A 19,220-nucleotide genomic window follows, 5' to 3' on the forward strand; every position below is an offset into this window, starting at 1 on the left:
TGGCCCGGCTGATTATCGTCAGTCACGTTTTTCCGAAAACCAGTCGATCACGCAAACCACCTTCACGCTGAATCGGCCGCGCCAGGGCAGTGCGCAGCGATTCGTCGGTGGCCCAGATCTCGGCGTGGCTTCTCGCGCGTGAGATGGCGGTGTAGACCAGTTCGCGGGTGAGTACGCGGTTGCCTTCGTCCGGTGGCAGCACCACGGCCACGTCGCGGTATTCCGAGCCCTGGCTGCGGTGGATGGTGATGGCCCAGGCGCTTTCGTGGGCGGGCAGGGCGCGTGGCGAGAAGCTGCGCAGGCCGGCGTTGCCGTCGCGGTCGCTGAGCTCGAACCACACGCGCAGTCCCTCCGCGCCTTGCAGTGCGATACCGACGTCGCCGTTGAACAGGCCGCGGGCGTAGTCGTTGCGGGTGATGATCAGCGGCCGGCCGTGGTACCAGGCGTGATCGCTGTCGATGCCGAAACGGGCGGCGAGCCGGCGCGCGATGAGTTCGTTGAGGCCGTGCGCACCGAACGGGCCATCACGCAGCGCGCACAGGATCTGCAACTGATGCAGGCTTTGCAGCGCGGCGCTGGCGTCTATGGGCGAGGTCAGCAGCGTCTGCAGCAGTTCGGCATGCCGATCGATCCAGCCGTCGACGCAGGCGCGCAGAGCCTGTGGGTTGGAGCAATGGCGCAGGTGCAGGTCGCCGTCCGCGCGCTCTCTCAACAGCGTGTCCAGCCACGCCGGGTCGGGTGTGTCACGCAACGCCTCGATGCCGCGCTGCAGGCCGCTGCCGGCGCGCCAGCTGTGGGTGAGCGTCAGCACATGGCCGGCCAGCGCCGTATCATCCGTCGCCGTCCCCGGCGCGTTCTGCAGCCATGGCGCGAGCAGTCCGGCCATGGCCGATGGCAACTGGTTCTGCGGCGCGCTGGCGACGATGTCGGCGAGTACCGAGCCGGCATCGACCGAGGCGAGCTGGCCGGGATCGCCGAGCAGTATCAGTACGGCATCGGGACGCAGTGCCTCCAGCAGCTGACGCATCATGGCCAGATCCACCATCGATGCTTCATCGACTACCACGATATCTTCGGCCAGCGGGTTGCGTGGACCGTGGCTGAAGGTGTTGTCCATCGGCCGATAGCCGAGCAGGCGGTGCAGCGTGCGCGCATCGGCGTGCGGGATATGGTGTAGGTGCTCCTGCAGATCCAGTGCGCGATCTTCCAGTGGGAGATCTTGTGGGAGCGACTTCAGTCGCGACAGCTTCGGCTGAGTGTGGGAATCGCGACTGAAGTCGCTCCCACGCTGGGATAGCGAAACCTGCAGCTCGGCCTTGCCCCTGGCGATGGCTTGCACCAGTCGCTGTGCGGCCTTGCCGGTGGGCGCAGCCAGCGCAATCGATGGCTGCGCCGGCAGTCCGCAGGCGCGGGCATGACGCAGCAGCATCAGCAGCATGCGCACGACCGTCGTGGTCTTGCCGGTGCCGGGACCGCCGGTGAGCACGAAGAAGCGTGCGCCAGGCACGGCGGCTACCGCGGCGCGTTGCCAGTCGGCGGTCCCTGGCGGCATGCCCGCAAACAGGACATCCACATCGTCGGCCAGCGTATCGGCAGGAATCGGCAGCGTCCGTTGTTGGCAGCGCTGCAGGATCGCCGCGGCCAGCTTCGCTTCGTGCTGCCAGTTGCGCCACAGATAAAAACGGTTCCGTGCATCGAGCACGAACGGGTTGAAGTGCGCCCCATCGCCAACCCATGCGTGCTGGCGCAATGCCGCCAGCGCCTCGGTGTCGAAGCCGGCGTCGGTGTACGGGTCGGTCAGCCACGCGCAGGAGTGGCCGCGGCCTTCGGCGTTGCTGACCGCACGTACGGCGGTGGCGAGCAGGGTCGAGCCCGTGCGCTGGAACACCCATTGCGCCAGGGTCTGGTCGATCGCACGCTCGTCGGCTGGTGCAGTTGGCGGCAATGGTCGATTCATGCCGTAGCCTCCTGCACACCGGCGAATGCGTCGTCCAGCGCCTCGATCAGCGCTACCGGCCAGCGATGACGCCACACGCCGAGACCAGGAGCCAGCCCCAGCGCACGGGCAAACAGGTACCAGCTATCGCCGAGTTGGCGTTCGGCCGTATAGCCGTCCAGTCGCTGACGCAGGTAACGATGCAGGGCCACGGTGTAGAGCAGTGCCTGCAATGGGTAATGATGTTCGGCCATCGCGGCGTCGAGCGAACTGCCTTGGTAGTCGTGAAGCCGCGCACCGAGCCAGTTGGTCTTGTAGTCGAGCACGTGGAAACGGCCGTCCCATGCGACGATCAGGTCGGCAAAACCGGTCAGCATGCCGTTGAGTGTCATCGCGTCGAGGCTGGCCGGCACCGCGTCGGGCTGGCCGTGGGCAATGCAGAGTTGGCGCAGCCGTGCCAACGGCACCTGCTGTACGGGAAACTGGAACTCGAATTCGACGATGCGATGCTCGGCGGAAACATCGATTAGCCGCAAGCCATCGCCGAGATCGGCCTGGCGTGCACGATCGATCATCTTGCCGACCCGCTCCAGCGCTTCGCTGTTGGCCGTGACCGCTTGCGCGGTGAGTTGGTTGTGCAGCAGCTGGCGCTGCTCGGGCCATACCGGGCCTGGTCCGGCCAGTTCCAGTACCTGATGCACGGCATCGCCAAAGCGCGGACCGCGCAAGGGATACAAGCTCAGCAAGCGAGTGTCTTCGGCAGCTTCGACGGGTTCATCGGCAATGGCAGGCTCAGCCATACCGGTCTCATCAGCGGCACCACCGTCGTCGATCACTACTGCCGCGGCTGCATAGCGGGTCAGCCCGCTGAAACTGTGCAGCCACTGGAATGACCGCGGAACGGGCAACGGGGTCTGTGTGGCGCGCGGCGATGGCGCCTCGATCGGTGCCTGATAGCGGATGACGTTGTCAGCAAAGGGTGCGGACAACCGGATGCCTCCGAGTGCCTCGGCCATGGCCTCGAGCGAGGCTTCGCCTTCGGCAAGGCCCAGCTTCCTTTGCGCTTGCAGGATCAGCAGGTCGATCGCCGCCCACTCCCACGCCAGCGCATCCCCGCCAGGCAGCGGACCGCGATCCACCCAGTACACGTGCACCGCATGCACCGCCCGGGTCAGTGCGACGTAGAGCAGGCGCAGGCGTTCTTCGAGCTCTTCGCGGAAGTGCCGGCCGCGATGTTCGATGAAATCCATCGATCCCAGATCGACGCAGCGCCGGCCGCTGGCGTCGTGATAGCGCAACAGCTTCGGCGAGCGCACACCGGTGCGATCGCCGATGCGCCAGACCAGCGGCAGGAACACGATCGGAAACTCCAGTCCCTTGCTGGCATGGATGGTAAGCAATTGCACCCGGCGCGCATCGCTCTCGATGCGCAGCTGGCGTTCGTCGGCCGCCTCGGCATCGCCGTCGCCGCCTTCCTGGCGCATGTCGAGCAGCCATGCGTACAAGCCGTCCAGTCCTTGGCGCGAACCTTCTTCCGCCGCCAGCAGCTCGCCCAGATGACGCAGGTCGGTGAGCACGCGCTCACCTTCAGGCAGCGCCAGCAGCGCGGTGGCGCGTACGGCCAGCAGAGAGTCGATCAGCGCCAGCACGCCGCGGGTGCGCGCCAAGGTGCGCCATGACTCGAAGCGTTCCAGCTCGCGCTCGAACGCCGCCGGCCGGGCTTGCCACGCGCTGAATTGCTCCAGCATTGCCCCGAGCAGGCAGGTGGCCAGCGCGCCGCGCACCGCCTGATCGTCGTCGGGATGCAGCACGGCGTACAGGACCAGCGCCAGCTCGCGGGCGACTTCGCCGGCAAAGATGTTGCCGCGACCGCTGCCGACGCAAGGCACGCCGCGGGCGATCAGGCGCGTGCGCAACGCCATGATCTGGTTGTTGGTCGACAGCAGCACGGCGATGTCGCCAGGCGTCACGCGCTGGCCGCCGATCTGTTGTCGCGGATCGTTGAGCAGTTCGGCGATGCGGTTGGCACAGTCGTCCAGCGCCAGCGCTTCCAGCTCGCCGAGCGCCTTCAACGGATTGCCGCCCTTGTCTTTCGCATCGCCGCGGAATGGGTGGATGACCAGTGGCTGAGCCGCAGGTTCGCCGTCGATGGTGTAGGGCTCGTCGTCGGCTTTGCCGGCGGCGACGACTTGCTGATAGCGGATCTGCGGGTGGCCGAAGCCACCTTCTGTCTGGCCGTACCAGGCGTTCAAGGCCTCGACCAGCGCGCGGCCGGAGCGGTGATTGCTACCCAGCGAAAAACGCTGGCCGGCCTGTTCGCCGGCTCGCAGATAGGCGGCGATGTCGCCGCCGCGGAAACTGTAGATGGCCTGCTTGGGGTCGCCGATCATCACCAGGGTGCCGCGCCCGCGATAGATCCTGTCGAAGATCGCGAACTGGCGCTGGTCGGTATCCTGGAATTCATCGATCAATGCGACCGGGAATGCCTCGAACAACCGGTCGGCCAGCACATCATCGGCCGGCTGGCCGTTGGCATCGCCACCACACAACCTCTCGTAGACCGCGTCGATCAGCATCGAGAACGTCAGTACGCGGCGCTGGCGTGCGCGTCGCGGCATCTCTTCGCGACAGGCTTGCGCGGCCTCGGCCAGCACGGCGCCGCGGGTGAAGACGGCGCGCGATTGCAGCAACGGGCGCAGGGCCTGCAGTGCCCGGATCAGTGGATGGTCGTTCAGCGTGCCGGCGCTTTCGGGGGCTTCCTGTTCGAGTACGTTGTCCGGCTCGAACGTCTTGTCGAGTGCAGCCGCCAGTTGTTCTTCGTCGTCATCCCGGAGTGCTGCGACGACTTTGTTGAGCCGGTTCGCCAGCGCCGTCTTGCGTGAGCCGTACAGCGACTTGTCGCCGGCCAGTCGCTGCAACTCGGCGATGGTGGCCGCTGTGCGCAAAACCGCGATCTGGCGTTCGAGTCCGCCCAGGCCGCCGGCTTCGATCTGTGCGTCGGTGCTGTTCGCCAGACCGCCCAGATCGCGCAGCAGGCCTTCCGGACCATCCCTCAGCAGCAGCGCTGCCTCGCGCGGGTCTACCTCGCCGGCGAGATAGCGACGGCGCCAGAAATCCTCCACGCATTCGCGCTGCAGCTGCTGCTCGTCGAACAGCTTGTCGTTGGCGAACGCGGCACCGCTTTCCAGCGGGTAGTCGCGTTGGATGCGCTGGCACAGCGCGTGGATGGTCGAAACCGGCGCGCGGTCCAGATCGGTGCGGGCCAGCTGGATCTTGCGCAACGCGTGACGACGGCTATCCGCGTCGGGGCAGAGCATCGCCAGATAGCTTTCCAGCGAGTTGTCGCCGGCTCGCTCGATGGGAGTGAATTCGAGCAGCCTTTCGGCTTCGACCAGCCGCCGCCGCAAACGCTCGTGCAACTCCTGCGCGGCGGCATCGGTGAAGGTGGTCACCAGGATTTGTTCCACCCGCAAGTCGCGTTCCAGCAGCAGTCGCAGGTAGATCAGGCCGATGTTCCAGGTCTTGCCGGTACCGGCACTGGCTTCGATCAGGATGCGGCCTTGCAACGGCATCCGGCGCCAGTCGAGCGCGGGTAGGGCTGCGGTATCGACGGCGGTCATGGGCGGAATGTCTCCGATGCTTTCAACAGCATCGTGTGCTGCGGATCGAGCACCGTGCAGACCAGTTCGGTGGCAGCGACGAAAGCGTGATGTGCTGGACTATCCAGGTCGAACAGCTCCAGTCCGCGACTCAGCAGGGCGACATAGCCGGGCGCGTAGTCACGCTCGCCGCCATTGAAATCGTCGCCTGCCCATGCAGCTGCGGCTTTGCCGAGACGCGCCTCGGGCTCGCTGGCGGCATAAGCTTGGGCAGTGCGTGGAAAGAACAGCAGCGGTTGTTGCTCGGCGGATCGATAGCCTTCGACCAGGCCGCGCAGTCCTTGCCGAAGCTGGGCAGCATCCTGCGCACGGATGGGATCGAGCAGTCCCGAACTGCGCGCCTTGTGGTTGTTGGATGTCGGTTCCAGGTAGTCGCCGTGTACGGTGCCGGCATGGGTCAGCCGCAGCGCGGCCCAGTCGATGTAGAAGGCCAACATCTCCCTGAGGCCGGCGGCCCGGCCCGGTTGCGCATCGAACAGCAGCAAGCCGCCGTCGGCGCCATGAAAGATCCGATCGACCACGCCGGTCAGGCGCAATCCGTCGCCGAGGTCCAGGTCGATCGCCTGTGCCAGCGATCGGGCGATACCGTCGGCGAACAAGGGCTGTGCCTTGTCGAGCAGGCCATGCAGCGAGTCGCGCAGCTCCGCGTAGGTCTCGGCGCCGATGGCACCGCCGGCCAGCATGCCGGAACGCGCCAGCCATGCCGGCGGTTCGGCGGGCAGCTCGCGGCGGCCGGCGGCCAGCGTTTCGAACAACAGCCGGCGATCGACCCGTTCGATACGGTCGACTCCGGTTTCCAGCGGCTCGCGATCGGGCCAGCCGATGTCGTCGAGCGCCTGCAGACTGATACCGTGACCGCGCAGCAGCGCGTCCTTGGCCGGATCGCGCCAGTAGCGTTTGAGGGCACCGAGTGTGATTTCGCCTTCGGGCGAGGCGGCGGCCTTCGGTGCGCCGAAGGTTTCACCGAGAAAGCGCGGCACATGGGTGCTGGACGGCGTAGCGACGAACGCAGGGTCATATGAGAACAGCCGGGGATCGTGTCTCGGCTGGCCGTGCGCGTCGCGCTCGTAGTAGCGCGCGTCGAACGGCTGCAACGGGTGGCGGATGCGCCAGGGGCGGTCGGCTTCTTCGTTGTCGGCGATCGTGTGCTGCTCATCGAGAAACTGCAGCAGTTCGGCCAGCGGCGCGGCCGGATTGCGCGGCTTACCGTCATGCACGCCTTCACCGACATAGCTGATGTGCAGCACATCGCGCGCCGACATCATCGCTTCGAGAAACAGGTAGCGATCCTCGCTGCGGGTGTCGCGGTCGCCGCGGCGCGGCTGGCTGAGAATCTTGTTGAGGCCTGCGTCGTTGCCGGGACGGGGGAACTCACCCTCGTTCATGCCGAGCAGGCAGACCACGCGGAACGGAATCGACCGCTGCGGCACCAGTCCGCAGAAGGTCACCCCGCCGAGCAGGAAGGCCTGGCGCTCCGGTACCGCGTCGAGCGCACCGCGCACGGCTTCGCGCACCACGCTCCACGGCAGCGGTGTCTGGATGCCGACTTCCGCGGCCTGGCTGCCGAGGCCGGCGGCGAGTCGGCGCAGCGTGTCGAGCGCGTTGTTTTCGGTGGTGTCGCGCGGGTCGGCGAGGAACAGTGCGTCGATCAGTTCCAGCAGCCATTGGCTCCATGCAGCGAGCGGCCGCGCACCGGCAAATTCGCTGCGTGCCCGGCGCAGTTCGCCCAGCAGGCGATCGAACTGGCCCAGCGCCTCGACGGCGCTGCCGGAGACGCCATCCAGCGGCAGGATTCCATCTAGAAGGTGACCGTCCGGCAGTTCGCTGTCGTCGTCCTGCCCGACGATCAGCCCCGCGTACATCCGATCGAAGCCGAACTGCCACGAGTTCGCGTCGGCCGCCGCTGCGCCGACTTCGGCCTTCATGGCAGCATCCAGTCCCCATGCCACGCGGGCGCGGCGCAGCCAGCGCTCCAGCGCATCGCGGCCGCTGGTGTCGATCGCGAAGCGCCGCGCCACTGCCGGAACATCGAGGAAATCCAGTACTTCGCTGACCGTGAAGCGGCTTTCCGCCAGATCCAGCACTTGCGCAAAGGCGCTCATCAAAGGGTGGGCGCGCGCCAGTCCGACGTCGGCCAGATGCCAGGGGATGTGCAGCGGATCGCTGCGGTATTGCGCCGGCTCGCCGAACACCGCTGCGAGGTACGGCGCATATGCGCTGATGTCCGGTGCCATCACCACGATGTCGCGATGTTGCAGCATCGGATCGTCGGCGAGGCAGCGCAGCAAGGTGTTCTTCAATACTTCCAGTTCGCGCAGACGGGTATGGCAGGCGTGCACGCGCAGGCTGGGATCGTTGCGCAGAGCGGGCAGGAGTTCTTCCGCGCTGGCGCCATCGGCGACTTCCTCGCGCAGCGTCGCGCCGACCAGTTCGGGCTGCAGGCAGCGGATGCTGGATTGCAGTTGTGCCAGCAGCGAGGTTTCGCCGGGCAGCGGCTCGGCATCGTCGAGCGGATCGCGCTCGTCGATCGCGTCGCATTCGTCCAGGGTGAGGCAGAAATCCTGCGCGATGCGACCCAGAGCCACCAGCAACGGATGGCCGACTTCGTAATACAGCGCCTGCGGATCGTCGGCGTGCGTCAGCAGGAAGCGCTGCTTGCGCAGGTAGACCCAGTGCTCGCGGCACGGGTCGGGAAAATACAGATGCACGGGCGCGTGCAAGGCCGTGGCCTGCAGCGCCTGGAGTACATCCGGTGGCAGATGACTGACACCGAACACATGCAGCGGAGCGTCGTTTGCCGAGTCATGTCCCGTACGCAGTGCGTCGAGCAGTGCGGCGCTGCGCTGGGCGCGGTGCGGACGGTTGATGGAGGTCTGCAATTGCCGCCATAGCGCGGCCTGCCAGTCGCGACCGTGCTGGCCGGGATGCTGCTCCCAGTCCAGGATCCAGTCCGGCCGATAGATCAGGTATTGCGTGTACAGGCCGGCCAGGTGCTCGGCCAGCTGGAAGCCGCGCCGTGCGGCATCGTCGCCGGCCAGGTAGGCGGTGACCTCCGATGCCTTCAGGGCCGGCAGCGCCATCAGCAAACGCCAGCGCAGCACCTCATGCCGATACGCGCCGCCGATCAAGGCTTCGTCGCCCAGCACGCGGCGGGCGGTGCGCTCGAACCATTGCCAGGGCAGGATCATCTCGTAGTTGGCGGCGATGCCGTGGCTGCCATGCGGGCCGCTGCGCTGCGCGAAACGACCGAGCAGCCACCGCTGCAGGCCCGGATGCGCCACCACCACCGTTTGCCGGGCTAGCGGATTGGCCGGCCGCTGCGCCTCGAGCAGCTGTGCCAGCGCGTCGGCCAGCCGCTCGGTGCGGCTGCCGCGATGGACGATCAGTCCGCCTGGGTGTTCCTTCATCCTTTCCTGCCCTGATGACGCCATGGACACAGCATACCGAGGCAGCGTCCCACAGCCTGAGAATATTTCCCGATATTGACGCGGAAGATGTCGATCTGGCGATGGCCCGTTCGTCGTCTGGTCAGAGCAGGAGTTTTTCCAACCCACGATCCTTGGGAGACACGACGATGCGATTCATGGTGATAGTGAAAGCGGACAAGGACTCGGAAGCCGGTGTGATGCCGAGCGAGCAGTTGCTGACCGAGATGGGCAAGTTCAACGAAGAGCTGGTGAAGGCCGGCATCATGCTGGTGGGCGAGGGCTTGCAACCCAGCTCGAAGGGCGTACGGGTGAAATTCTCCGGCCATCAGCGCACGGTGACCGATGGGCCGTTTGCCGAAACCAAGGAACTGATCGCTGGCTTCTGGCTGTGGCAGGTGAAGTCGAAGGACGAGGCGATCGAATGGCTCAAGCGCGCACCGTTCGATGGCGGCACCGAGATCGAGTTGCGCCAGGTGTTCGAGGCAGAGGATTTCGGCGCCGAATTCACGCCCGAGCTGCGCGAGCAGGAAGAGCGCCTGCGGGCACAGATCGCCGCCAAATCGTGAGCCGGGATCCAGCCTCTCACCGGAAAACCAACGGAGCATGCTCATGCAACTGACCAACTACCTCATATTCAGAGATACCGCCGAAGCGGCTTTCACGTTCTACGCGCAGTGCCTGCGCGGCAAGATCACGACGATGATGCGCTTCGGCGAAGCGCCCGGCTGCGAGCAGATGCCGGCGGAAACCCGTGACTTGCTCATCCATGTGCGGCTGGAGATCGGCGACCAGGTGCTGATGGCTTCCGACTGCCCGCCCGACCGTCCCTACGACGGCATCAAGGGCTGCTCGGTGTCGATCCAGGTCGACACCAAGGCGGAAGGGGAGCGCATCTTCAATGCACTCAAAGAAGGCGGCACGGTGCAGATGCCTTATGAAAAGACCTTCTGGGCCGCGCGTTTCGGCATGTTGGTCGACAAGTTCGGCGTGCCGTGGATGGTCAATTGCGAAAAAGACCAGTAGCCATGCGCTTCCTGCCGCCGGGGACCCTCGGCGGCCGGTGGCGCCGTGGCGTTTCAACGCACTGATCGGAGCAGCTCATGTTCAAGATCATCCTCATCGTCGTTGTCGTCCTGATCGTCTTGGTGCTTGCATTTGCAACGACCCGACCCGGCACGTTCAAGGTTGAGCGTGCGGCGACGATCAAGGCTCCACCCGAAAGGATCCTCGCGCTCATCAACGATTTCAGACAGTGGGTCGTCTGGTCGCCGTGGGAGAGGCTCGATCCTGCGCTCAAACGCAGCTACAGCGGCTCGGCAAGCGGCCTGGGTGCCGTCTACGGGTGGCACGGCAACAGCAAAGTCGGCCAGGGTCGCATGGAGATCATGGCGTCGTCGCCGTCCGCAACCACGATCAAGCTGGATTTCATCAAACCGTTCGAAGCTCACAACATCGCCGATTTTACGTTGGCCTCGCGGGGCGGTTCGACCTTGGTCACGTGGACGATGCATGGCCCGAACCCTTACCTGGCGAAGCTCATGCACTTGTTCTTCAACATGGACAGGCTGGTCGGCGGCGATTTCGAGCGCGGGCTGGCCAACCTGAAGGCGGCGGCCGAGGAAAACTGATCCGCTCGAAACTGATTCGCTCTTGCGCCGGCGGGAGGCAGATGGTGTGATCGGCCACCATGAGCGTGACCGATACCCACCGCACCATCGATGCCGTCTGGCGGATCGAATCAGCCCGGCTTATCGCCGGCCTCGCGCGCATGGTGCGCGATGTGGGACTGGCCGAGGAGCTGGCGCAGGATGCGCTGGTCATCGCACTCGAGCAGTGGCCGCAGTCGGGCGTGCCGGACAATCCCGGCGCGTGGCTGATGACCACCGCCAAGCGCCGCGCGATCGATCGCCTGCGCCGCAGCAAACTGCTCGAGCGCAAGCATGTGGAGCTGATGCACGAGCTCGAGAGCGAACAGGAGCACGCGGTGTCGCAGGTAGAGGCAGCTCTGGATGATCCGATCGGCGACGATCTGCTGCGGCTGATCTTTACCGCCTGTCATCCGGTGTTGTCGGTCGAGGCGCGTGTGGCGCTTACCTTGCGTCTCCTCGGAGGGCTGACCACCGAGGAGATCGCACGTGCCTTTCTGGTGCCGGAGCCGACAATCGCGCAGCGCATCGTGCGGGCCAAGCGCAGCCTGGCCAAGGCCGAGGTGCCGTTCGAGGTGCCACGTGCCGAAGAGCTGGCGGCGCGCCTGTCGTCGGTACTCGAGGTGATCTATCTCGTGTTCAACGAAGGCTATTCGGCGACTGCCGGCGGCGACTGGATGCGGCCTGCATTGTGTGAGGAAGCGTTGCGACTCGGCCGCGTGCTGGCCGGGCTTGCGCCACGCGAACCGGAGGTACACGGCCTGGTCGCGCTGATGGAAATCCAGGCCTCACGTTCGCGCGCCCGCATCAATGGCAAAGGGGAGCCGATCCTGCTGCTCGAGCAGAACCGGGCGCAGTGGGATCGGCTGCTGATACGCCGTGGCTTTGTGGCACTCGAACATGCGGAAAAGCTTGGCGGCGCAAACGGCCCTTACGCGCTGCAAGCGGCGATCGCCGCCTGTCACGCACGCGCACTGGCAGCGGAAGACACGGACTGGGGCCGCATCGCAGCGCTGTACGGGGTGCTCGCGCAGGTCGCTCCCTCTCCCATCGTGGAGCTGAATCGTGCGGTAGCCGTTGCCATGGCACTCGGTCCTGCCGCCGGTCTTGAGCTCGTCGACGCGCTGGCCGCCGAACCGGCTCTGGCGAACTATCACCTGCTGCCGACCGTGCGCGGTGATTTGCTGGTCAAGCTGGGCCGACCTGGCGAGGCCCTCGCGGAGTTCCAGCGGGCCGCCGGTCTCACGCAAAACGAGCGCGAGCGCGAACTGCTGCTGGCGCGCGCGCGCGCATGCGCGGATGAAACGGCACCTTCGTCCCAGCGATAGGGAAAACGGCAAGCATCATGGCCCGGCAGGCCGAGTCATTCGACGCGAATCATCGGCTGAGGGGGTAGCCTTCTGTGTGCTGCTGAGTGCTTCCACCGCGGATGCGGCGTTCACTTGAAGCGTTCCGTTGGAGACTTTGCTGCTCCGTAGAAAAAGATCGTGGACTGTGCGCGCGTCCAGCCCCGGTGCGAGATACAGCAATAAACCGGCAATGCCGCTCACGTGCGCGGCAGCCATGGAGGACCCTGAGGTGAAGTCATATCCACCGCCGGGCTGAGTCGTCAGAATGTCGTTTCCCGGAGCACTCAGAACGCCGGCGCTCAAAACGCCGGTAGAGGCGGCTGCCTCCGCCGCACTGGCACGAACGACAATGACTCCCGGCGCACTGGCGGGGAATCCATCGATGGTCCCATCCGGCGGCATTGCGGCGATCACGATACGGCCCTGGAGGAGCAGCCGGGCTAACAGCCTGTTGAGCAGCGGATCGGCAGGCCCACCCAAGCTCAGATTGATGATACGGGTATCCGTATCGATGATCGCCGCCAGGGCTTTGGCCAGCGTGAAGGAGTTGCAGTGTGCGCCGGCATGCGGCGTCGGCGAATACCAGCATGCCTTGTAGACGCTGAGCAGGGCTTTGGGCGCCATCCCCACAATCCCTTGGCGATTGTCGGCGTCTGCGGCGATGACACCCGCGACTTCAGTGCCGTGGCTGTCGTGATCGAACGCCGCCGCATCGTCATCGACCAGGTTGTGCACATCGCGAATGCGTCCCTGAAGATCGAGATGCGTTACGTCGACGCCTGTATCGACGATCGCGATATGGACTTCGTTGCCTTGACTGAGGTTGTGCGCGAGGGCGGCATCGGTTTCCACGAAACCGCGTTGAAGATTGACGTAGGGGTCGTTGTACTGGCGTGCGTCCCCGGATTTCTCCGCATAGACGGCAAAGTCGTGCAACGGTTGCGCGAGTTGCACTCTATCGTCCTTGGCGAGTGCTTTGAGCAAGGCCTCCTGGGTCATGCCGGGAGGTGGCTCGAACACGACGCAGTACACGTCGAGGGCCTTGATCGGCCAGCCGGTGACCTCGCGCAATCCGTAATTCTTCTTCAGCGCCGCCAGCGTGGAGGCCGCGCGCTGGCCGGCGCCGTAATACCTTGAGGCGGGATAACCCAGCAAACTGGAGCCGGCGTTCGTGGAGGGTGACTCAAGTGGGTTGGCAACAGCCAGCACGATGTCGCGCTGGCTGTCCATGGAGGACACGCTGGCGACCGATGCACGGCTGGGATTGGCGTGATTGTCCGCGGGCGCCATGGGGCGCGAGGACGCGCATGCGCTCAACGCCGCGAATGCGACAAGCATGAGGAAGCCGTGTTTCATGGGCTGACAGCGACGGGCTCTGCCAGGCGGATGCCTCGAGTGGCGCGCAGTTGCTGCAATGCCTGAGCTGTCGAAGTGGCGTTCGTTGGTGCGACCGTATAGGCACCCATATCGTTGGGGCCACCCACGACCTGCAACCGGAGGGCGTGAAGCAGCGCGTTCCAGTCGGCTAGCGTCATGGTCGCATCAGGCACGACACGGATCGTCCCGGGGGCCGCGGGCACGGACTCCTGGCTGAGTGTTCGATACAGCGGGCTGCCGCTCGCCGACCACAACTTCACGCCAAGGACGCCGATACTGAGGGCCTGGACTAGCACCACGGCAACCAGCGCCCGGCTGAATCCATGCCGCGGCCGTGAACGATAAGGCGCTTCCTGAGCATCAGGCATATCAAGGCGACCCAGCAAGCGCCTCAATCCGGCATTCGCGTCGATCGAAATATCCGTGGGCAGCGACATGGCATGCCGCAAGCGACTCTGTTGCGCGAATTCCGTCCGGCACGATTCGCAGTGCGCCAGATGATCCTCCAGCCACTCGCCTTGCTCTTGCGTGGCACTGTTCTGCAGTACCCAGGGCATCGTGTCCCATGCGCGGACGCAGTCCCCGCCGGAATGTCTCAGGAACGTCATGGCACGTTCCCCTGATGCCTGGGCGATTCTCCAGCCAGCGCCGGAAGCACGTTGCGCAGCTTGACCCGCGCGTGGAACAGGCGCGCCTTCACGGTGCCCACGGGGCACTGCATGATGACGGCAACATCGTCCAAGGTATGGCCCACGCCATAAACCAGTTCGATCACGACGCGTTGATCCACGGATAAATGATCGAGCCCCTTGCTCAGCCAGTCGCGCAACTCGCGATCCTCATCATCCATGTCATGGGCAGAGGTGCGTTGCTCCGACATGGTATCGCCTTCGACCGGCTCGTCGCCGTGTTGCCGCAGCGCCTTCAGTCCACAACGATAGGCGATGCCCATGAGCCACGTCGAAACGCGCGAATCGCCGTGGAAGTTGCCCGCTTTCTGCCAGGCGATCCACATGCAGTCGTTGATGACTTCCTCGATGACATCGGGGCGCCGCGTCAACCGGGAAAGGAAACGGCACAACCTGCCGTGATAACTGCGATACAGCACGCCCAGAGCGACACGATCACCCGCCGACATGCGTTGAAGCAGCATGCGGTCGGTGACGTCAGCGTCGATATCGTCGTCGTTCATGGGCTCGATGGAGGTCATTGGACTATGGCTGGTTCGTTGCGTAAGTACCGTATCAACGCGAAAAGGTTGCTCCCGGGTCAAAAGGACCGTGAAATCGTCGCGACCCAGGCCGAGGCGTTCAGCTTGGCCCATTGCTGTGTTTCCGGCGCGGCTACGATGCGGTCGAGTTCTATCCGCCAGGGCCCGTTGCTCCACAATAGACCCAAGTGGCCATAGCTGTAGTGGTTTGCGGGGACGGGGTACGAGTAGTGGCTCGTGTAGACGTACTCGTAGCCGTCGGAGTCCGCGTAAACGTGACGGTGGTGGACGTAGGGCGCCATGAGGGATTGGGTGATGCCCGCACCGGCGGAAAGAGAGAAGTGCGGCGTCAATGGCCAATGGAGATTGATGTCGGCGGCACCACGCAGCTGCCGGTTCTTCGCGCCGATGACGTGAATGGCCGACAATCCGAAGCTCAGCACGTCCCGGTAGCTCCAGCTGGCTCCCATTTCGGCTCGGTCAAAGGCTTTCGATCCGGTCATGCCGGGATATCTGTAATAGAGCAGGCTCAGCTGCATCTGCCAGTCGCTGGAAAGAGACCAGTAGCGGGATGCCTGGACAAGGGCTTCCACGAGGCGGCCAGGCGAGCGTACTTTCGTACTTCCCGACAGGCCCAGCGACCAACCTGATGGAAGAGTCTGGGAGGCCGCGCCCTCGGTGGGGAAAGTCCAGGCGGCGGCGCCTTGCACGATGGGCGTATCGCCGGTAATCACCTGGCCGCGGTCGACCAGTTGCGAGCTGAGTGCCACGGTGCCGTTGAAGGTCGTCGATTGGGCCTGAAGTGCCGGGGAGAGGCATGCGCCCATGGCAAGCAAAGCGAAGCCAAGGCCCTTGCGGATAGCCGCGCCAAGTCGGATGGCATGACTGGGCCGGGAGCGGGCAGGGCAATGACGCCACCCCATCGCTGCGCAAGAAAGGCGATAGTCCGTCATGAGCGAATTAGGCGCATTGGGTCCTAACTCCATGGAAACTCGCAAGCCACGGGGTGAGGCACCCAACAAACACCAACCAGAGAATCGTCATGTACGACGGTTCATTCTTTGGATGGCCCGTTTGGCACCATCGGCGTTCCTGCCATCCCGGGCGTGATGGCACGGCAGATACTAGTCGATCTGCGGCCATCAGGTAACGTCATTTGGGGATGGTGCCGAAGTGTGAAACGAGATCGTCCAGACCTTGGGGCAGACAAGGCCGGCGTGTTTCATTTTGATAGCGGGATTGGCCTGTTTTGCCGATAGCGACAAATGGCCATGAAGCTTTTCCGGTATCCAGGCCAGTGGGTTTGCCGCCAGTGCCCTCTCGTTGGGCAGGGTTTTTGTTCTTCAATCCTATCCCCGAAATGCCTCTGCGGAATGCCTCTGCACACCGCCGTCATCAAGCCGTTCTCCACATACCTAATGGGCGGCCGGCTTTGCCCGACATACAGGCCGCGAGTGGCTTTGCAGGCATGAGTGCCTGCCGGGCTTTGAAAGGTTGCATCCGGCCTTCCGAAACAGAAGTCGGCGCCTTCGGCTTACCCGCCAGGACGACGAGCAACCTTTCATCGGCCAAGTGGCACTCAAGCAAGTGAGTCGTCTTCAATGAATTTACAGCCGGGTCCAGAACATGGAAATCGAACGAATCCAGTTGCAGAAGCACGGCGACAACAGCGGCATGCTCATCGCACTGGAGGAGGATCGAAACGTACCCTTCGTGATACGGCGCGTGTATTACATATTCGCCACGAAGAGCGACGTGCACCGGGGCCGGCACGCGCATCGTCATCTTCATCAACTGGCAGTGGCGGTGCGTGGCTCCGTCACCTTTCTGCTTGACGACGGCAGCGGGCCCGTCGAGGTCGTGCTCGACGATCCCTCGCATGGCCTGATGCTCGGTCGCATGGTGTGGCGCGAGCTGTACGACTTCAGCGAGGATTGCGTATTGATGGTGCTGGCCGACCAGTTGTACGACCAGAGCGATTACATCACCGACTACGCCGATTTTCTGCGCGAGGTCGGCGGCTCCGTATACCCGGAGGACATGGTGGCATGTCAAGGCCGCTAGTCCTGGTCGGCGCGGGCGAATTCGCGCAGATCGCCTGCGAATACTTCGAATACGACAGCGACTATGACGTGGTGGCTTTCAGCGTCGAACGCGAATATCTCGCGCAACCGGTGCTGGCCGGTCGTCCCGTGGTGGCCTACGAAACGCTGGAAACGCATTACCCGCCGGCGGACGTCGACGTGTTTGTCGCTATTCCGTCCAGCCAGCTCAATCGCCTGCGCACGCGTTTCTACCAGGATGTGAAGCGCAAGGGCTATCCACTCGCCACGTATGTCAGCACGCGCGCCTTCGTGTGGCGCAATGCCGAAGTGGGAGAGAACAGCTTCATCTTCGAAGGCAACGTGATCCAGCCTTTCGTGCGCATCGGCAACAACTGCATTCTCTGGAGCGGCAATCACGTGGGACATCGCACCGTCGTGTGCGACAACGTGTTCGTCGCCTCGCATGCGGTCATTTCAGGTTATTGCGAGATCGGCGAGAACAGCTTCATCGGCGTGAACTCCACTTTCAACGATCACGTGAAAGTTGCGCCGGACAATGTGATCGGCGCCGGTGCGCTGGTCACGCGCGATACGGAGCCGGGGCGGATCTACGTCGGGTCGCCGGCCCGTGCGGTGCCCGGCAAGTCCAGCCTCGACGTGAGGCTTTGAAGCGCACATGTCCGAATGGGCCAAGAAAGGGCTGGTGTTCGAAACCGCGCGGCATGGCGTGGGCGGCTGGATGTGTCACTCGGCGCTTACGCCGACCCCATATCGCATCGGCGATGACCGCATCCGCGTCTACGCGGGGTTTCGCGATGCCGATGGCGTCAGCCGCATCGGCTTCGTCGACGTGCTGGCAGACGATCCGGCGACCATCATGCGCGTCAGTACCGAGCCCGCACTCGACATCGGTCGGGACGGCTGCTTCGACGACAATGGCGTGATCCTGGGCGATATCGTCGATGCCCCGGGCGGCCTGCACATGTTCTATGTCGGCTTTCAGCGCGTGGCCAAGGCCAAGTTCCTGGCCTTTACCGGCCTGGCGGTTTCCACAGATGGCGGCGACCATTTCCGGCGCGTGCAGGAGACACCGATCCTGGGTCGCGCGCCCGGCCGAAGCACCATCGGCGCGGTGCACTCGGTCATCCACGAAAACGGCCGCTGGCGCCTGTGGTATGCCGTCGGCGACGACTGGGAAATTATCGGCGGCCAACCCTTTCCGCGTTACCACATTCGCTATGTGGAGACGGATGATCTGAGGTCCATACCGCGCGAAGATCAGGTCTGCCTGCTGCCCCGCGGCAGCGAGTACCGCATCGGCCGGCCGCGTGTATATCGGCTCGGCGGCAAATACGTCATGTACTTCACGCGGGGCAATCTCGGCGGCGAATACTTTCCCGGGGTTGCGTACAGCGATGACGGCGTCCGCTGGGAACGCCGCGACGAGGAACTGGGCATGACGCTGTCCACCAGCGGCTGGGATTCGCTGGTCATCTGCTATCCCGCGCTGATCCCGCAGCGGGACAAGCTGCTGATGTTCTACAACGGCAACGACATGGGGGTGGATGGATTCGGCGTGGCTGAGGCCGAGAGCGCCCACTTCGACGGTGGTGCGGATGTTCACGGTTAGGCCCTACGCCCAGGCCGACGCGAACGTCTGGGATGCGCTGGTCGAGCATTCCCGCAACGGCAATCTTCTGCATCGGCGCGGCTACATGGATTACCACGCCGATCGTTTCGTCGACCGGTCATTGATCGTCGAGCGGAACGGCGAAGCCGTGGCCGTTTTTCCCGCGAACATCCGCGATAACCTGGTGACAAGTCACGGCGGCCTTACCTATGCCGGACTTATATCGACGCAAGCCTTGCGCGCCGAATCGACGCTTGCCGTATTCGAGCAGATCGGCAACCACTATCGCGCGCTCGGCGTGGAAAGCGTCATCTACAAGGCGGTACCGCATGTGTTTCACGCCTATCCGGCCGAAGAGGATCTGTATGCGCTGGATCGGCTGGGAGCGCGGCTGAAGCGTCGCGATCTTTCCTCGGTCATCCCGTTGCGGGAAACATTTCACTTCACGCAGGGGCGTAGGCACGCGATCGACAAGGCAAGAAAGGCGGGCCTCCGAGTGCAGGCCAGCGCCGATCCGGCGGCTTTTCACGAGCTGCTTTCGGAAGTGCTGGGCAAGCACGATACCCAGCCGACCCACAGCCTGCAGGAGCTACGCATGCTGCAGGCGCGTTTTCCGCAGCGGATCGTGTTGCACGAGGCACGCCGCGAGGACGTCTTGCTGGCGGGCGTTCTTGTCTATGATTTCGGCAGGGTCGTGCACACCCAGTACATGGCTGCCTCGGAGGAGGGACGCCGCATGGATGCGCTCAGTTTTCTGCTGGCAGAATTGATAGTCGGCATCTACACGGACAGGGCGTATTTCAGCTTCGGCATTTCGACCGAACAGGAAGGGCGAGTGCTCAACGGCGGCCTGATCGCGCAGAAGGAATATTTCGGCGCGCGGGCTGTCGTGCACGATTTTTACGAGTGGCGGCTGTGATGAAAGTCGACCCGATGAAGA

General features: G+C 64.4%; 15 protein-coding genes. 8 read left to right on the plus strand and 7 right to left on the minus strand.

Going from position 1 to position 19,220, the window contains the following annotated elements:
* Positions 1-22: 22 nt before the first annotated feature.
* Genes recD through recC form a run of 3 tightly spaced genes read right to left on the minus strand, consistent with a single transcriptional unit; the run spans position 23 to position 9,002 of the window.
* Complete coding sequence (gene recD / locus BUA26_RS10645; RefSeq protein WP_072760587.1) at positions 23-1,957, minus strand: exodeoxyribonuclease V subunit alpha; 1,935 nt, start codon at positions 1,955-1,957, stop codon at positions 23-25.
* Positions 1,954-5,556, minus strand: coding sequence for a UvrD-helicase domain-containing protein (locus tag BUA26_RS10650; protein ID WP_072760588.1), 3,603 nt, complete (start codon positions 5,554-5,556; stop codon positions 1,954-1,956). The genes recD and BUA26_RS10650 overlap by 4 nt, the downstream gene beginning before the upstream one ends.
* Positions 5,553-9,002: an exodeoxyribonuclease V subunit gamma gene (gene recC, locus BUA26_RS10655; protein WP_072760590.1), complete on the minus strand. Its 3,450-nt coding sequence runs from the start codon at positions 9,000-9,002 to the stop codon at positions 5,553-5,555. Before recC ends, BUA26_RS10650 begins: the two co-directional genes overlap by 4 nt.
* Positions 9,003-9,169: 167 nt before the next feature.
* Here recC and BUA26_RS10660 point away from each other — a divergent pair, with 167 nt between their 5' ends.
* From BUA26_RS10660 to BUA26_RS10675, 4 genes are all read left to right on the plus strand, one after another.
* Positions 9,170-9,589 (plus strand): YciI family protein, encoded by a 420-nt coding sequence (locus BUA26_RS10660; protein ID WP_072760592.1) that lies wholly within the window; start codon positions 9,170-9,172, stop codon positions 9,587-9,589.
* Between the two features lie 43 nt (positions 9,590-9,632).
* The gene (locus BUA26_RS10665) at positions 9,633-10,046 is read left to right on the plus strand and encodes a VOC family protein (protein WP_072761537.1); all 414 of its coding nucleotides are present in this window, start codon (positions 9,633-9,635) and stop codon (positions 10,044-10,046) included.
* A gap of 77 nt (positions 10,047-10,123) precedes the next feature.
* Complete coding sequence (locus tag BUA26_RS10670) at positions 10,124-10,651, plus strand: SRPBCC family protein (protein WP_072760594.1); 528 nt, start codon at positions 10,124-10,126, stop codon at positions 10,649-10,651.
* A gap of 59 nt (positions 10,652-10,710) precedes the next feature.
* Positions 10,711-11,997 carry an RNA polymerase sigma factor gene (locus BUA26_RS10675; RefSeq protein WP_072760596.1) on the plus strand — a complete coding sequence of 429 codons (1,287 nt, stop codon included), beginning with the start codon at positions 10,711-10,713 and terminating at the stop codon, positions 11,995-11,997.
* A gap of 15 nt (positions 11,998-12,012) precedes the next feature.
* Here the strand turns inward: BUA26_RS10675 and BUA26_RS10680 are convergent, their stop codons facing one another.
* From BUA26_RS10680 to BUA26_RS10695, 4 genes are all read right to left on the minus strand, one after another.
* A complete protein-coding gene (locus tag BUA26_RS10680) occupies positions 12,013-13,374 on the minus strand; it encodes a S8 family serine peptidase (protein WP_072760598.1) in 1,362 nt (453 codons plus the stop codon).
* On the minus strand, positions 13,371-14,003 hold the full coding sequence (locus tag BUA26_RS10685; RefSeq protein ID WP_072760600.1) for a hypothetical protein: 633 nt from the start codon (positions 14,001-14,003) through the stop codon (positions 13,371-13,373). Before BUA26_RS10685 ends, BUA26_RS10680 begins: the two co-directional genes overlap by 4 nt.
* A complete protein-coding gene (locus BUA26_RS10690) occupies positions 14,000-14,587 on the minus strand; it encodes an RNA polymerase sigma factor (protein ID WP_072760601.1) in 588 nt (195 codons plus the stop codon). The genes BUA26_RS10685 and BUA26_RS10690 overlap by 4 nt, the downstream gene beginning before the upstream one ends.
* Before the next feature lie 77 nt (positions 14,588-14,664).
* Positions 14,665-15,558 (minus strand): TorF family putative porin, encoded by an 894-nt coding sequence (locus BUA26_RS10695; RefSeq protein WP_143154254.1) that lies wholly within the window; start codon positions 15,556-15,558, stop codon positions 14,665-14,667.
* 673 nt (positions 15,559-16,231) lie between these two features.
* Between BUA26_RS10695 and BUA26_RS10700 the strand changes: the two genes are divergently transcribed.
* Genes BUA26_RS10700 through BUA26_RS10715 form a run of 4 tightly spaced genes read left to right on the plus strand, consistent with a single transcriptional unit; the run spans position 16,232 to position 19,199 of the window.
* Positions 16,232-16,669, plus strand: a complete 438-nt coding sequence (locus BUA26_RS10700; protein WP_072760605.1) for a sugar 3,4-ketoisomerase — start codon at positions 16,232-16,234, stop codon at positions 16,667-16,669.
* The gene (locus BUA26_RS10705; protein ID WP_072760607.1) at positions 16,654-17,319 is read left to right on the plus strand and encodes an acetyltransferase; all 666 of its coding nucleotides are present in this window, start codon (positions 16,654-16,656) and stop codon (positions 17,317-17,319) included. Before BUA26_RS10700 ends, BUA26_RS10705 begins: the two co-directional genes overlap by 16 nt.
* Positions 17,320-17,326: 7 nt before the next feature.
* Positions 17,327-18,280: a glycoside hydrolase family protein gene (locus BUA26_RS10710; RefSeq protein WP_072760609.1), complete on the plus strand. Its 954-nt coding sequence runs from the start codon at positions 17,327-17,329 to the stop codon at positions 18,278-18,280.
* Positions 18,267-19,199 carry a GNAT family N-acetyltransferase gene (locus BUA26_RS10715; RefSeq protein WP_072760611.1) on the plus strand — a complete coding sequence of 311 codons (933 nt, stop codon included), beginning with the start codon at positions 18,267-18,269 and terminating at the stop codon, positions 19,197-19,199. The genes BUA26_RS10710 and BUA26_RS10715 overlap by 14 nt, the downstream gene beginning before the upstream one ends.
* Positions 19,200-19,220 lie beyond the last annotated feature (21 nt).

Source organism: Rhodanobacter sp. OK091 (assembly GCF_900142825.1).
Classification (GTDB): domain Bacteria; phylum Pseudomonadota; class Gammaproteobacteria; order Xanthomonadales; family Rhodanobacteraceae; genus Rhodanobacter.